This is a genomic window from Ralstonia pickettii (assembly GCF_030582395.1).
GTDB classification, from domain to species: Bacteria; Pseudomonadota; Gammaproteobacteria; order Burkholderiales; family Burkholderiaceae; genus Ralstonia; species Ralstonia pickettii_D.
Genome location: NZ_CP104382.1, coordinates 227,203 through 241,214, shown reverse-complemented (window position 1 = coordinate 241,214; position 14,012 = coordinate 227,203). Strand labels below are relative to the sequence as shown.

The following is a 14,012-nucleotide window of genomic DNA, read 5'->3' as shown; positions in this document are numbered from 1 at the left end:
AACGCTTCCTTACACGGTGAAGCGCGTGTCGCGTTCAAGCAATGCAGTCACGGCCTCAGGCAACAGGGGCTCGCTGAAGTAATAGCCCTGCAGTACGTCGCATTGATGAGAGGCGAGGAAGGCCGACTGCGCAGCGTCTTCCACGCCTTCCGCACACACCTTCACGCCAAGGTTGTGCGCAAGCACCACGACGGTCGTGCAGATGGCGGCATCGTTGGAATCGCGGTCGATGTCCTTGACGAAGGCGCGGTCGATCTTGATGAGGTCGATCGGCAAGCGCTTCAGATACGCTAGGCTCGAATACCCCGTACCGAAATCGTCGATGGCAATGCGCACGCCGAGCTGGCGAATGGCCGTGAGGTCTTCGATGGTGCGCTCCGTGCCTTCCATCAGCATCGACTCGGTCACTTCCAGCTCAAGGAAGCCCGAGCCGAGGCCGTACTGACGCTGGAGCTTGAGCAACGTCGGCAGCACGGTACCGCGCTTGAACTGCAGCGGCGACACGTTCACCGCAAGCGTCAGGTCATCCGCCAGGCCGCGTTTGTGCCATTCGGCGTGCTGCTGCGCGGCTTCGGTCAGGACCCAGTTACCGATCTCGACGATCAGCCCGCTCTCTTCCGCCACGGGAATGAACGCGGCCGGCGGCAGCAACCCGCGTGTCGGATGAATCCAGCGGATCAGCGCTTCCAGCCCGCACACGCGCCCGGTCTGGGTGTCGATCTGCGGCTGGTACAGCAGGCGGAACTGGCCCTGTTCCAGCGCTGCCCGAATCTGGTGTTCCAGGTTCAGCCGGTACGACACGCCGATGTCCATCTCGGGCGCGAAGAACTCGAGGCGGTTGCGGCCGTTCTGCTTGGCGTAGTACATCGCCATCTCGGCGTGGCGGATCAGGCTATCCGCATCTGCACCGTGCGCCGGGTATTCGGCCACGCCGATGCTTGCCGTCACGAACACCTCGTGCCCTTCCACGCGCACCGGGTCGGCAAACAGGTCGAATCCGAAGTCGACGCCGCGCGAACCGGCCTGCGAGATGACCAATGCAAACACGTCGCCGCCAAAACGCGCCACTGTGTCGACCGTATCGGCCGCATCGCGCAGGCGTTCGGCCACACGGCGCAGCACCTCGTCGCCCAGCAGGTGGCCAAGGCTGTCGTTGACGACCTTGAAACGGTCGATGTTGATGAGCGCCACATAGAAGCGGCTGCGCTGGCGTGCTGCCATCTCCACCGACTGCTGCACCCGGTCGGCCAGCAGTGTGCGGTTGGGCAGGCCCGTCAGCGGGTCGATGGTCGCGTGCTGCGCAAGGCGCGTGCGCGTCATCTCCTGCTCGGTCACGTCGTCTTGAATGCCGACGTAATGCGTAACGGCGCCCTTGGCATCGCGCACGGGGGAGAGCAGGAAGTTGTTCAGGAACGCGTGGCCGTCCTTGCGGAAATTGCGCAACAGCACGCGGATCTCGCTCTCGTCGCGCAGCGAGGCACGCACTTCGTTCAGCGCGGGCTGCCCCGGCTCGGATGAGTGCAGGAAGCGCGCGTTGCGGCCCAGCACTTCTTCTGCGCGGTAGCCCGTCATGCGCTCGAAGCCGGGGTTCACATACACGATCGGAAGATCAGGCTGCTGCGCGTCGGCCACGGTAATACCGGACGGCACCGATTCGACCACGCGACGCAGCAGGCGCAGTTGCTCGTCGGACTCCCGCCGCTCGGTGATGTCCTGCATGGTGCCGAACAGCGCGATGACCTCGCCGCGCTCGTTGCGCTCAATATTGCCGCGCGACAGCACCCAGCGGTGCTCACCGTCGCGGCGGATGATCTCCAGCTCCAGCGAGTACGGTTCCCCTTCGGTGACGGCGCGGCTGGCGGCGTCGCGCAGACGGTTATAGCTGTCGGCGGTAAAGAACTGCGCCTGCTGGGCGAAGGCCGGCGGCGCACCCAGCGGCACGCCCGTCAGCACGTACATGCCCGACGACCACGTGGTCGAATCGCGCAGCACATCCCAGCGCCAACTGCCCAGGCGCGCAATCTGCTCCGCCACGCGCAGGTTCGCTTCGCTGCTGCGCAGTTCCTGCTCGATCGCGGAACGCTGGGAAATATCCGTTACCCCGCCGACCATGCGTACGGCGCGCCCGTCCTGATCACGATAAACGCTCGCGCGAATTTCCACCGTGCGCGTGGCGCGATTGGCGTCGATCACGCGGCAGACGTGCTGCCAGCTGTCGCGGGCCGAATTCAGGACGGCGCGCAGCTCGCGGGCGAAGGCATCGACGTCGTCCGGGTGTACGAACTGTTGGAAGGTCAGCGTGCGCGAGGTGCCCCCACCAGCGCCGTCGTCGTCCTCCGGACCGAGCAGCGCGTCGCTGCCAAGCAGCCGATGCAGGCTGGCGTTGGCCCAGGATTCGCCGGTCGCGATATCCCAGTCGAAGATCCAGTCGTTGGTGGCGCGTGCCACGCGCTGGAAGCGTTCGGTCAGGCGGTGAACGGTGGCGTCGTGGCGCTGGATGGCGGCACGCATTTCGTTGAAGGTGCGCTCAAGCAGCGAGAGTTCGTCGCGCGAGGCGCCATGCTCCACTACGCGTGCAGAAAAATCACCCGTCGCGTAGTGGCGCGCCGCGTCGACGAGCGCATCGATGCGCGGCATGACCATCCGACGTAGCGCCATCTGGATCAGCGCGAGCAGCATCACGACCATCAGCAGAATGGCGCCGCCCCCGGCCAGCGTCACGTTGCGCTGCTGGCGAAGCATGTCAGTGGCATCCACGCCGCGCACGATGCGCAAGTGCCCGCCAGCCGCATGCGGCACGACCATGGCGGCGTAGGCGCGGCGCACACCGTCGGCGTCGTCCACCAGCAGCGGCTCGCCTGGTTGCTGCCCCGCCGAAGCCAGTAGCGGCGCACGCACGATGGCCGGCGCTTGCCCCGCAGCCAAGGTGCCGTGATTCGAAAGCACGTTGCCGTCCGCATCGACCAGATAGACGGGCGCTTCCGGCACGCCGTCAATGGCGGCCGCAATCAGTGCGCTTTGCCGTACAGCCGCATACGCCACGCCGCGGATGGCACCGTCGCCGGCTGCCATGGGCCGCGCTGAAATCAGCACTGCCTGGTTGGAGGCGCGTCCGGTCAGGAACGTCGACAAGGAAGGCCGGCCCGTCGCCATGATCTCGTTCAGGTACGCTCGGTCCGACATATCGATGCCGAGCTTCGCCGCGTCAGGCGTGCATACCAGCTTGTGGTGCGCGTCGATGATGCCGAGGTTCGCCAGATCGCTCTGGTTATGGAAGACACGGTTGACGAAGCTGCTGCACTCTTGCGGCTCCATCCGCAATGCCGAATCGTCGGCAAGCACTACCGAGAGAAGCGTATTGGCGTTGGACAGCACCATGCCGACGCGCGCAGCGGCGGCCTCGGTTTCGTGGGTCAGGTGCTGGGCGAGGTGGTCGTTGAGCCGGTCACGGTAAAGGGCCACACCGGCAATCGCCACGACGATGGCCGGCAAGGCGGCCACCGCGGCCAAGGCGAGCAAGCGGCCGCGCAACGTGGTGGGAAAGAGAGCGTGCTTCGGCACTTGAATGACCGGTAGAGCCTTATGTGGAGAGCGGATGCACTCTGCGGTTGCACGATGCGCGGCTCAAGGACCATCTCTCGGCGCACGATGCAGTTGCGGCATCGTGCCGCTGACGGCTGACGCAGTGCGCAAGCATTTTGCTTGCAATTCCTATCGCACGCAACTTGTGGATAGTCTGTAGGGGACCCGGCCGCAAATCGGCGCCGCAGGCCGCGCGAGGGGTGATGGCAGTGTATGCAATGTGGCGCAGGAACTGCCGTTGTTGGCGCCTTGGTCGACTGCAATGCACGCTCGATGGCGCACGGTCAGCGCAGTTTGAGGCGGGCCGCCGCGCACGGCGCATAAATAGAAAAAGCCACCGGATAGCGGTATCCGGTGGCTTCAAGAATACGCTTTGAACGGGGAAGTTCAGCGCAGTTGAAGAATAGGCAAGCCCCCCGGTCAGGCCAATACCCAGGATAGGGTAATTTGGTAAAAACCCTGCATGGGCAGCGGTTTTGTCACTCGTGCCTCTTTGGCTGTGCTTTCTGCACAACGCGGCGGCTCGGTAACAACCCCTCCTCCGAAATATCCATTCTCGCGGCCCCGTGCCGCAGCCCGTCACTCGGGATGTTGCGTTATAATGAAAACGATTCGCATTTAGCCTCTTTGTCATACCACGTTAACGATCACGCACGATGCGGCTTTCAGAGCTCTCCCGCCGGGCGACGGCGGTGGTGGATCACGTTGAAGACCGTGAACCCGCCGATCCCATCAGCCAACGCCTGCGCGAACTCGGGTTCGTGACGGGCGAAGAGGTGCGCGTGGTGGCCGTCGGCCCGTTCGGCGGCGACCCGCTCGTCGTGCAGGTGGGCTTTACCCGCTTTGCACTGCGCCGCCAGGAGGCTGCCCGCGTGTGCGTGCACGCCGAATCGGCCACGCAACCCGCCGCCATCGCCGCGCCCGAAACGGCCCCGCCCGCAAAGGTGCGCGAAGCGGCATAGCCCGTCTCCCATTGCCGCAGCTTTCCGGCTCCGCTTATCCGGCTTCATGCAGATGCACGCTTCTTCCTCCTCCGCTTCCACCCCCGCATTGCGCGTTGCCCTCGTTGGCAACCCGAACTGCGGCAAGACCGCGCTGTTCAACCTGCTGACGGGCAGCCGCCAGAAGGTCGCAAACTACGCGGGCGTGACGGTCGAGCGCAAGGAAGGCCGCTTCACTGCGCCGTCGGGCCGGCATGTGCAGATTCTCGATTTGCCCGGCGCCTACAGCCTGGTCGCCACCAGCCCGGACGAAGCCATCACGCGTGATATCTGCCTCGGCACGTTCCGCGGCGAGTCGCGTCCCGATCTGCTGATCTGCGTGGTCGACGCTACCAATCTGCGGCTGCACCTGCGTTTCGTGCTGGAACTGCAACGCCTGGGCCTGCCGATGGTGCTGGCGCTGAACATGGTGGATGCAGCCGAGCGGCGCGGTATCCGAATCGACCGGGCCAAGCTGGAAGCCGCTCTGGGCGTGCCGGTGGTGCAGACCGTGGCCATCAAACGCAATGGCGCGGCCGACCTTGTCGCCCATATCGACCACGAACAGCTGCCGCCCGTGCCGGTCGGGCTCCCGGCGGATGCGGATCCGCACGTTGAAGTGAAGCGCCTGCTCGATACCGCCGTGACCATGCCGCGCAGCACCGCCGAGCTGGACGACCGGCTCGACCGTATCGTGCTGCATCCGGTACTGGGCCTGATGTTGCTGGCCGTGCTGATGTTCTTCATGTTCCAGGCGGTGTTCTCGTGGGCGCAACCGCTCATGGAGGGCATCCAGGGGGCCGTGGAAGCCGTGGGCGTGTGGGTCGGCAACGTCATGCCAGACGGCATGCTGAAGAGCCTGCTGGTGAACGGCATCATCGCCGGCACGGGCAGCGTGCTGGTGTTCCTGCCGCAGATCCTGATCCTGTTCCTTTTCATCCTGTCGCTGGAAGAATCGGGCTATCTGCCGCGCGCGGCCTTCCTGCTCGACCGGTTGATGGCGGGCGCGGGGCTGTCAGGGCGCTCCTTCATCCCCCTGCTGTCGAGTTTCGCGTGCGCGATCCCCGGCGTGATGGCCACGCGCACGATTCAGGACCCGCGCGACCGGCTGGTAACGATTCTCGTGGCACCGCTGATGACGTGCTCGGCCCGTTTGCCCGTGTATGCACTGCTGATTGGCGCGTTTATCCCGGTGCGGCAGGTGTGGGGGCTGTTCAATCTGCAGGGGCTGGTGCTGTTCGGGCTGTACATGGCAGGCATCGTGTCGGCGCTGGTCGTGGCGTACGTGCTCAAGTACCTGAAGCGCGATCGCAATGAGCACCCGCTCATTCTGGAATTGCCGTCATACCGCTTGCCCAGCGTGCGCAACCTGATCGTCGGCCTCGTGGAGCGGGCACGCATTTTCCTGCGACGCATCGGCACGGTCATCCTCAAGATGATGGTACTGCTGTGGTTCCTCTCGTCGTTCCCGGCACCGCCGGCCAACGCCACGCTGCCGGCCATCGATTACAGCTTTGCCGGGATGATCGGCCGTGCGCTTGAAGTCGTGTTCGCGCCGATCGGCTTCACGTGGCAGATGTGTATTGCGCTGATCCCGGGCATGGCGGCACGTGAGGTGGCCGTGGGCGCGCTGGCGACGGTGTACTCGCTGTCGGCCACGCATGAAGATGCGGCTGCGCAGCTGGCGCCCATCATTTCCCAACAATGGTCGCTGGCCACGGCACTGGCGTTCCTGGCGTGGTACGTCTACGCACCGCAGTGCATCTCGACGCTGGCCACCATCCGCCGCGAGACCAACTCGTGGAAGGTCATGGCAGGCACCGCCGGTTACCTCTTCGCGCTGGCCTACCTGGCCGCGTTCGCCACTTACCAGATCGCACGGGTGCTGACATGAGCGTGTACCACGTTGTCGAAACCGGCGTTGTCGCCACGGTCGTGGCGTTGAGCGCGTTGTCGCTGACCGGTCGCTATGCGCCGGCCACGCGCGCCCGCACGATGGCGCGCGTTGCAGGCTGGTGTGATCGCCCGTCGCGGCCGGGCTGGATGCGCGCTTTCGGGCAGCGCTTGCTTGCGCCAGGCGCGTCGCCCTCGTGCCACTCCGATCCGCTGTCGGGCAGCGCATGCGGGAGCGGTTGCAGCGGCTGCGCGTCGGGTGAATCGGCATCCGCCGCGCCGGTTGAGCAGCCGATCCACTTCGTGCGGCGCAAGTAACGACTGACGCAACGTCACAACACAGACGGGCTCGCATCACGCGGGCCCGTTTTATTTTGGCGCGGCGCAGGCGTAGACTGGCTCAAACCTGAACGGGGGACGCGTCATGACCGAAGAGTTGCTGGTCCAGTTGATTGCGGAAGTCGAGAAGGAAGACCCAGTGGATTTCGCCAACCTGCCCTTTGACGAGCAGATGTTGCGCGACCTGGTCTGCAAGCTGGTGTCCCGCCAGCTGTCACAAATGGAAGACGCCCACTTCAGCCAGGACGAGGTGATCGTCTCGCTCACGGCGAGCATTGCCAAGCTCGTCCTCGAAAATCTCGTGCTGAATGCACGCCTGCTGGCACAGCAGGGGCACGGCGAAAGCGCACGCGCGCTGCTCGAGCGGATCTCTCGTCAAGCGAAGGGATAAGCGCCGGTTACGGGGCCGGCACCACGTTGTACTGCGTGCGGGCCCGCGTCAGCAGGCGCTTGGCGACGGACAGGCCGCGAATCGCGGCGTCATCGTCGTCGACCGGAAAATCAAACTCGGCGCTCCAGTTGCAGCCGGTGTGATCGGGGCGGTGAATGCACATCGCGCGCAGTTGGCACTGGGCGCACTCGGGATGTTGCTGGACGCAGCGGGCCAGCAAGGTCTTGAGTTCATCTTCGGACTTCAGACGGCGTTGCATCGGCATCTCCTGAATAACAGGGAGTTGGAACACCGAGCGCGCACTGAGTTTCGCCATGATCCCGTCGATACTGTTTCAGCAAGTTACCGGGTCACATCACGCGTTCAACACGATCGCGCCGGCCGCACCCGCACTTGTCTGACATGCGGGGCAGACGCCGTAGAGCGCGAGCGCGTGATCGCGCAGCACGAAGCCGCGCTCGTTGGCCACACGCTCCTGCCGCGACTCGATGGCGTCGTCGTGAAACTCCTCCACGCGGCCGCAGCACAAGCAGATCAGGTGGTCGTGGTGTGCGCCCTCGTCTAGCTCATACACCGCATGGCCGGCCTCGAACGTATGGCGCAGCAGCACGCCGGCATCCACCAGCTGATTGAGCACCCGATAGACCGTTGAGATGCCGATGTCGAGTTCCGACGTGAGCAACTGGCGGTACACATCTTCCGCGCTCAGGTGGCGGCCGTGCTGCGTACCGGCGGTGAGGATTTCCAGAATCTTGACGCGCGGCGAGGTGGCTTTGAGCCCCGCCCGGCGCAGGTCGGTCGAGTTTGGCATGGCGTTCGTTGGGGCGAGATTTGGGTACAGCAGGCGGGGCACGACAGCGGGCGAGAATCGAAACGGCGACGTTGCACGCATGCACGCCGGGCCGCTGCGTTCTTGAAGAAAAAAAATGGCATGGCTGGCGGCCCGGAAAAGTCGCAGTCGGGAAAGCGGGGTCTGAGTGCTTTCCCGACTGTCGGGCGGCTTGCTACTGCCAAACGCTCTGTGTGTCAGAGCGGTCCCCACAAAAGATCGGTTGCCGGGCGCTGGCTCGCAAAGAGCAGCGAACGCACGCAGCGAAATTCGGTTCGACGTGCGGTGCTTGAAAGGTGTGCCCTGGGGGCGAATCCTTCGGCTGCACCGCCGTCGATGGACACACTATAAATGCGAATCATTCGCATTACAAGTGTTTTCTTCGCGAATGGAGGAAGCCCTCACTCCAAGCATGGTTGGATTGGGGAAAACGTCAGCGCGGCTCGAGCGGCAACCCGCCGGCCTTGCCCCGATGGCGCACAAGCGCCCCGCCTTGCGCACGTCCTGTTCATAGGCCAGCGAGTGCACCGCTGACAAAATTGCGGGTCGATTATGGTTGCGCCCCTAAACATGTTCAAATTAGATGGTCGACTGTTGTTCAGTGGGTTTCCAAATGATCGATCTTGTCTTGCTGCGCAGCTTTGTCACGGTGGTGGATACGGGCAACTTCACGCGCGCGGCCGAGCATTTGCACCTGACGCAATCGACCGTCAGCCAGCAGATCCTGCGGCTTGAGCAGCAGTTGGACTGCCGCCTGCTCGACCGCAGCCAGCGCCAGGTATTGCCGACGGAAGAAGGCGACCGCCTGCTCGGCTACGCGCGCCGCCTGCTGCGCCTGGCCAACGAAGCGAGCGAGGCCCTCAGCCCCGAACATACCGGCGGCGTGCTGCGCCTGGGCGTGCCGGAAGACCTCGGCAGCGGCGCGCTGATGCCGCTCATCGCCAGCTTTGCGCGCGAGCGCCCGCGGCTGCGTCTCGAGGTGGAAAGCGGCCTTTCCCACCATCTGCTGCGCCTGTACCGCAACGGCGATCTCGACATGCTGCTCGTCAAGCAATGGGGCACCGATAGCGACTGCCATGCGCGCTGGGCCGAGCCGGTCTGCTGGATCGACAGCGCCGAGCGGCCGCACACGCTGCCGCTCGGGCCATCGCAACCTTCATTGCCGCTGGTGGTGTTTCCGGTGGGCGCGCTGTATCGGCAGGAGATGCTGCACGCGCTGGAATCGATCGGCCAGCCGTGGCGCATCACATATTCCAGTCCGAGCCTGGCGAGCCTGTGTGCGGCGGTGAGCGCGGGGCTGGGCGTGAGCCTGCTGCCGGCCAGCACCGTGCAGGCCGGGCATCGCGTGCTCGGCGCTGCCGATGGTTTTCCGGAGATCGGCGGGCTGGAGCTGGCGCTGTTTGCGCGGCCCGACCTCGACAGCGCCGGGCGTGCCCTGCGGGATCGCCTTGTCGAGATGTGCGCCGCGCGTGCGCAGGCGCTGCAGTCTGCCGCCGGCTGAGCCGCAGCACCAAAGAAAAAGCCGGACCCGCTGATCGCGACGTCCGGCTTGGTACGGGTACGGCTGAGTTCTGCTTCAGGCAGCTTCGGCCAGCGGCACGCGGATCAGATGATCGAACGCCGACAGTGCGGCCTTCGCGCCATCGCCCGTGGCGATGATGATCTGCTTGTACGGCGTCGTGGTCGCATCGCCTGCGGCAAACACGCCTTCCGCGCTGGTCTGGCCACGCGCGTCGACGACGATCTCGCCAAAGCGGTTGCGCTCCAGCGCACCGTCCAGCCATTCGGTGTTGGGCACCAGGCCAATCTGCACGAACACGCCTTCGAGCGCGCCCGTGTGCTCGACGCCATCCACGCGGCTCTTGTAGCGCAAGCCATTGACCTTCTGGCCGTCACCGGTGATCTCGGTGGTCTGCGCGTTGGTCACGATGGTTGCGTTCGGCAGGCTTTGCAGCTTGCGCACGAGCACGGCATCGGCCTTCAGCTCGCTGGCGAATTCCAGCAGCGTGACGTGGCTCACCAGGCCTGCCAGGTCGATGGCCGCTTCCACGCCCGAGTTGCCGCCGCCGATGACCGCCACGCGCTTGCCCTTGAACAGCGGGCCATCGCAGTGCGGGCAGTACGCCACGCCCTTGTTCTTGTATTCCTGCTCACCCGGCACATTGACGTTGCGCCAGCGCGCGCCGGTCGACAGGATGACCGAGCGGCCCTTGAGCACCGCACCGTTGGCCAGCGTCACCTCGGCAAAGCCGCCCGGCTTGTCTGCCGGCGTGAGCTTGACTGCGCGCTGCGTGTTCATGATGTCGACGTCGTACTGGCGCACGTGCTGCTCCAGCGCGGCGGCAAACTTCGGCCCTTCGGTCTCCTGCACGGAGATGAAGTTCTCGATGCCCAGCGTGTCGAGCACCTGGCCGCCAAAACGCTCGGCCACCACGCCGGTGCGCACACCCTTGCGTGCCGCGTACACCGCAGCCGCCGCGCCGGCCGGGCCACCACCGACGATCAGCACGTCGTACGGGTCCTTGGCGGCAAGCTTTTCTGCGTCACGGGCGGCGGCGCCGGTGTCGATCTTGGCGAGGATCTCTTCCACGCCCATGCGGCCCGTGCCGAACGTCTCGCCGTTCAGGAACACGGTCGGCACGGCCATGATCTGGCGTGCTTCGATTTCGCCCTGATACAGCGCGCCGTCAATGGCGACGTGCTGGATGCGCGGGTTGATCACGGACATCACGTTCAGCGCCTGGACGACGTCCGGGCAGTTCTGGCACGTGAGCGACATGTAGGTCTCGAAGCGGAAATCCCCTTCGATGTTGCGAATCTGTTCGATGACGTCGGCTTCGAGCTTGGGCGCATAGCCGCCCACTTGCAGCAGCGCCAGCACGAGCGAGGTGAACTCGTGGCCGGTCGGGATGGCGGCAAAACGCACGCCCACATCCGCGCCGGTGCGGCGGATCAGGAACGACGGTGCGCGCTCGGCGGCATCGCGTTGTTCCGTCAGCACGATCATGCTGGACTGCTCGGCCACGTCGCGCAGCAGGTCCATCATGTCGCGCGAGCCCTCGCTGTCATCGACGTTGGCGACCAGCTCAATGGGCTGCACGAGGCGTTCGAGGTAGGCCTTCAGTTGGGCCTTGACATCAGCATCCAGCATGACGACTTCCTTTATTCGTTGAGTCTGTAAAAAGGCGGCGACATATGCCGCCTACCCTTAAGCAAACGGCCGGCAGTGCCGGCCGTTGCGGTCAAGCGGCAAAGCCGCTTGGAACCTGTTCACGGTCCGTAGCGAGCGACCTGAGGTTGGCGCGAGAAGCGCAGCCGTACATGGGTACGGCGAGCATCGCAGGGCCAAGATCAGGCCGCGCAGTAGGACCGTGAGCAGGTTCGCTTAGATCTTGCCGACCAGGTCGAGCGACGGCTTGATCGTCTTGGCGCCTTCGTTCCACTTGGCCGGGCACACGTTGCCCGGGTTGTTGGCGACGAACTGGGCAGCCTTGAGCTTGCGCAGGGTTTCCTTCACGTCGCGGGCGATGGCGTTGTCGTGCACTTCCATCGTCTTGATCACGCCTTGCGGGTCGATCACGAACGTGCCACGCAGTGCCAGGCCTTCTTCCGGAATGTGCACGCCGAATGCGTTGGTCAGCGCGTGCGTCGGGTCACCCACCAGCGGGAACTGTGCCTTACCCACGGCCGGCGACGTTTCATGCCACACCTTGTGCGAGAAGTGCGTGTCGGTCGTGACGATGTAGACCTCGGCGCCAGCCTTCTGGAATTCAGCGTAGTTGTCCGCTGCGTCTTCCACTTCGGTCGGGCAGTTGAAGGTGAACGCGGCCGGCATGAAGATCAGCACGGACCACTTGCCCTTGAGCGACTCATCCGTGACTTCGATGAACTTGCCGTTGTGGAACGCTTGGGCCTTGAACGGTTGGACTTGAGTATTGATCAGCGACATAGTGGTTTTCGGTTGGGTTGCTTGGTTGACAACGGAGTAGATCGTATCGTCGATCGGTGCATTGCACAAGTTGATTGATATGATTTTATCGATTGTTTTTTTCTATTGCCCTGGCAATCGAGCGTCGCCAATCCGAAGCGCGGCATGCCTGCAACGTGCGTCTGCGTGCATAGGCGAAATTACACAGCGCACCCGCAGGTTGCACACGCTGCACGTTCCATCGCAGCGCACACATCACGTCCGGCCAAGGCGGCGTGAGCAAAGCGCCACCGGCTTGTCAGCGTCTGTCTGACTGGCATAGGTCTTGCGCCAGGAGGTCGATCGCAAACCTCCGCCGCGCATCGGCGCCCTCCACTGTTGAACAGCTGGATGCAGGCCCGGCAGGCGAATTCCCCCGGGAGCATGACCTTGTCGCTGAACGTTCTCTTCGTCGCTTCGGAAGCTGTGCCGCTGGCCAAGACCGGCGGCCTTGGAGATATGGTTGGAGCGTGCGCGAGCGCGCTCCGGCGTGCTGGCATGAAAGTCACGGTGATGCTGCCGGGCTATCCCGACGCCATCACGCAGTTGCAGCACACGCGCACCGTGTGCGAGTGGACCGACCTGCCCGGTGGCCCCGCGCGCCTGCTGAGCGGGCACATGGGCGCCCAAGGCATCCCGGTACTGCTGTTCGACGCGCCGGCACTGTTCGCGCGGCCGGGCAACCCATATCTGGATGCACATGGCGAGCCCTATGAAGACAACGCGCTGCGCTTTGCGGCGTTCAGTCAGGCCGCTGCGCGCGTCGCCGCAGGCGTGCCGGGTGTGCATCGCGCCGACATCGTGCAGGCGCACGATTGGCACGCTGGGCTGGTGCCGCTGTTCGTCAAGCGGGCGCAGGTGCCGGTGAAGACGGTCTTCACCATCCATAACCTCGCGTTCCAGGGCAATTTTCCGATGCACGTGGTGCCGGACATTGGCGTGCCGCCCGATGCAGCGCACGAAGCGGAGTTCTGGGGCCAATTCAGCTTTCTGAAGGCGGGCCTGCTATGGGCCGATCGCATCACCACGGTGAGCCATGCCTATGCGCGTGAAATCCTGACCGACACGGCGGGTTGCGGCATGCAGGACCTGCTGCGCGCGCGACAGCAAGACCTGGTCGCCATCCTCAACGGCATCGACAACGATGTGTGGAACCCGTCGAAGGATCCGCTCCTGCCGCAGCCGTTTGTGGCGTCCAACCTGAGCGGCAAGCACACCGCCAAGCGCGTGCTGCAGCAGCGCTTTGGCCTGCCCGAAGACGCCAAGGCCCCGTTGCTTGCCCTGGGCAGCCGCCTGACCCATCAAAAGATGGCCGACGTGACGTTGCAGGCGCTGCCGCAACTGCTCGAATCCAACCCGCAATTGCAGGTGGCCGTGCTCGGGTGCGGTGAACACGCGTACGAGACGGGCATGGCGGAACTGGCGGCGCGCTATCCGCGCCAGGTGGCTACCAAGATCGGGTACACCGAGGCCTACGCCCATCTGCTGCATGCTGGCGCCGATATCCTGCTGCATGGCAGCCGCTTCGAGCCGTGCGGCCTGACGCCGCTCTACTCGATGCGCTACGGCACCGTGCCCATCGCCTCACGCGTGGGCGGCCTGATGGACACCATCACCGACCACGGCTCGCCCGAAGCGGCCGTGCACGGCGCCACGGGCTTCCTGTTTGACGGCGACACCGCCGACGCCATGGTCGCCGCAGTTGAGCGCGCGTTGCACATCTTCGCCCAGCCGCAGGCGTGGCGCATCCTCCAGTACAACGGCATGACGACCGACTTCGGGTGGTCGCAGCCTGCCCGCGAATACATCGCGCTGTATCGCACCCTGGTGCCGGCCGCCACGCCCATGCCCGCTGTGGCGCTGGTGCAGGCGCCCGTCGCACCGGACGCTGTGCACACACCCCGCCCCGACCAACCTGTGCGTACGCCGGCGCGGCGACGCTCGCCGGCGCTGTCCGATGAGATCCGAGCGCACGCGGTGGCGCGCGCCGCCAGTGCCGAAAAAATCCGTGCCTGACCGCGCCTGACGCCC

11 protein-coding genes are annotated in these 14,012 nt (G+C 65.0%); 6 read left to right on the top strand and 5 right to left on the bottom strand.

What is annotated here, in order from left to right:
• Window positions 1-9 precede the first annotated feature (9 nt).
• A complete protein-coding gene (locus N5B55_RS17840) occupies window positions 10-3,561 on the bottom strand; it encodes an EAL domain-containing protein (RefSeq protein ID WP_065854002.1) in 3,552 nt (1,183 codons plus the stop codon).
• 677 nt (window positions 3,562-4,238) lie between these two features.
• Here N5B55_RS17840 and N5B55_RS17835 point away from each other — a divergent pair.
• The 4 genes from N5B55_RS17835 (at window position 4,239) to N5B55_RS17820 (ending at window position 7,185) form a co-directional block, all read left to right on the top strand.
• Window positions 4,239-4,544, top strand: a complete 306-nt coding sequence (locus N5B55_RS17835; protein ID WP_065854000.1) for a FeoA family protein — start codon at window positions 4,239-4,241, stop codon at window positions 4,542-4,544.
• Between the two features lie 46 nt (window positions 4,545-4,590).
• Entirely contained in the window at window positions 4,591-6,456 is a 1,866-nt protein-coding gene (gene feoB / locus N5B55_RS17830; protein WP_304540792.1) for a ferrous iron transport protein B, read from the top strand.
• Window positions 6,453-6,773: a DUF6587 family protein gene (locus N5B55_RS17825; protein WP_009240366.1), complete on the top strand. Its 321-nt coding sequence runs from the start codon at window positions 6,453-6,455 to the stop codon at window positions 6,771-6,773. Before feoB ends, N5B55_RS17825 begins: the two co-directional genes overlap by 4 nt.
• Before the next feature lie 106 nt (window positions 6,774-6,879).
• Complete coding sequence (locus N5B55_RS17820; protein ID WP_009240365.1) at window positions 6,880-7,185, top strand: hypothetical protein; 306 nt, start codon at window positions 6,880-6,882, stop codon at window positions 7,183-7,185.
• Between the two features lie 7 nt (window positions 7,186-7,192).
• Here N5B55_RS17820 and N5B55_RS17815 read toward each other — a convergent pair whose 3' ends face one another.
• Both N5B55_RS17815 and fur read right to left on the bottom strand, forming a co-directional pair.
• Window positions 7,193-7,444: a hypothetical protein gene (locus tag N5B55_RS17815; RefSeq protein WP_009240364.1), complete on the bottom strand. Its 252-nt coding sequence runs from the start codon at window positions 7,442-7,444 to the stop codon at window positions 7,193-7,195.
• A 96-nt stretch (window positions 7,445-7,540) separates the two neighbouring features.
• Window positions 7,541-7,996 (bottom strand): ferric iron uptake transcriptional regulator, encoded by a 456-nt coding sequence (gene fur / locus N5B55_RS17810; RefSeq protein WP_304540788.1) that lies wholly within the window; start codon window positions 7,994-7,996, stop codon window positions 7,541-7,543.
• A gap of 631 nt (window positions 7,997-8,627) precedes the next feature.
• Between fur and N5B55_RS17805 the strand changes: the two genes are divergently transcribed.
• The gene (locus N5B55_RS17805) at window positions 8,628-9,515 is read left to right on the top strand and encodes a LysR family transcriptional regulator (protein WP_012430077.1); all 888 of its coding nucleotides are present in this window, start codon (window positions 8,628-8,630) and stop codon (window positions 9,513-9,515) included.
• A gap of 75 nt (window positions 9,516-9,590) precedes the next feature.
• On the opposite strand, the gene ahpF is transcribed toward N5B55_RS17805, so the two are convergent.
• Window positions 9,591-11,165, bottom strand: a complete 1,575-nt coding sequence (gene ahpF / locus N5B55_RS17800; RefSeq protein WP_304540785.1) for an alkyl hydroperoxide reductase subunit F — start codon at window positions 11,163-11,165, stop codon at window positions 9,591-9,593.
• A gap of 234 nt (window positions 11,166-11,399) precedes the next feature.
• Window positions 11,400-11,963 (bottom strand): alkyl hydroperoxide reductase subunit C, encoded by a 564-nt coding sequence (ahpC, locus tag N5B55_RS17795; RefSeq protein ID WP_004627987.1) that lies wholly within the window; start codon window positions 11,961-11,963, stop codon window positions 11,400-11,402.
• 402 nt (window positions 11,964-12,365) lie between these two features.
• Here ahpC and glgA point away from each other — a divergent pair, with 402 nt between their 5' ends.
• On the top strand, window positions 12,366-13,997 hold the full coding sequence (gene glgA / locus N5B55_RS17790; RefSeq protein ID WP_304540781.1) for a glycogen synthase GlgA: 1,632 nt from the start codon (window positions 12,366-12,368) through the stop codon (window positions 13,995-13,997).
• The last annotated feature ends 15 nt before the right edge of the window (window positions 13,998-14,012 follow it).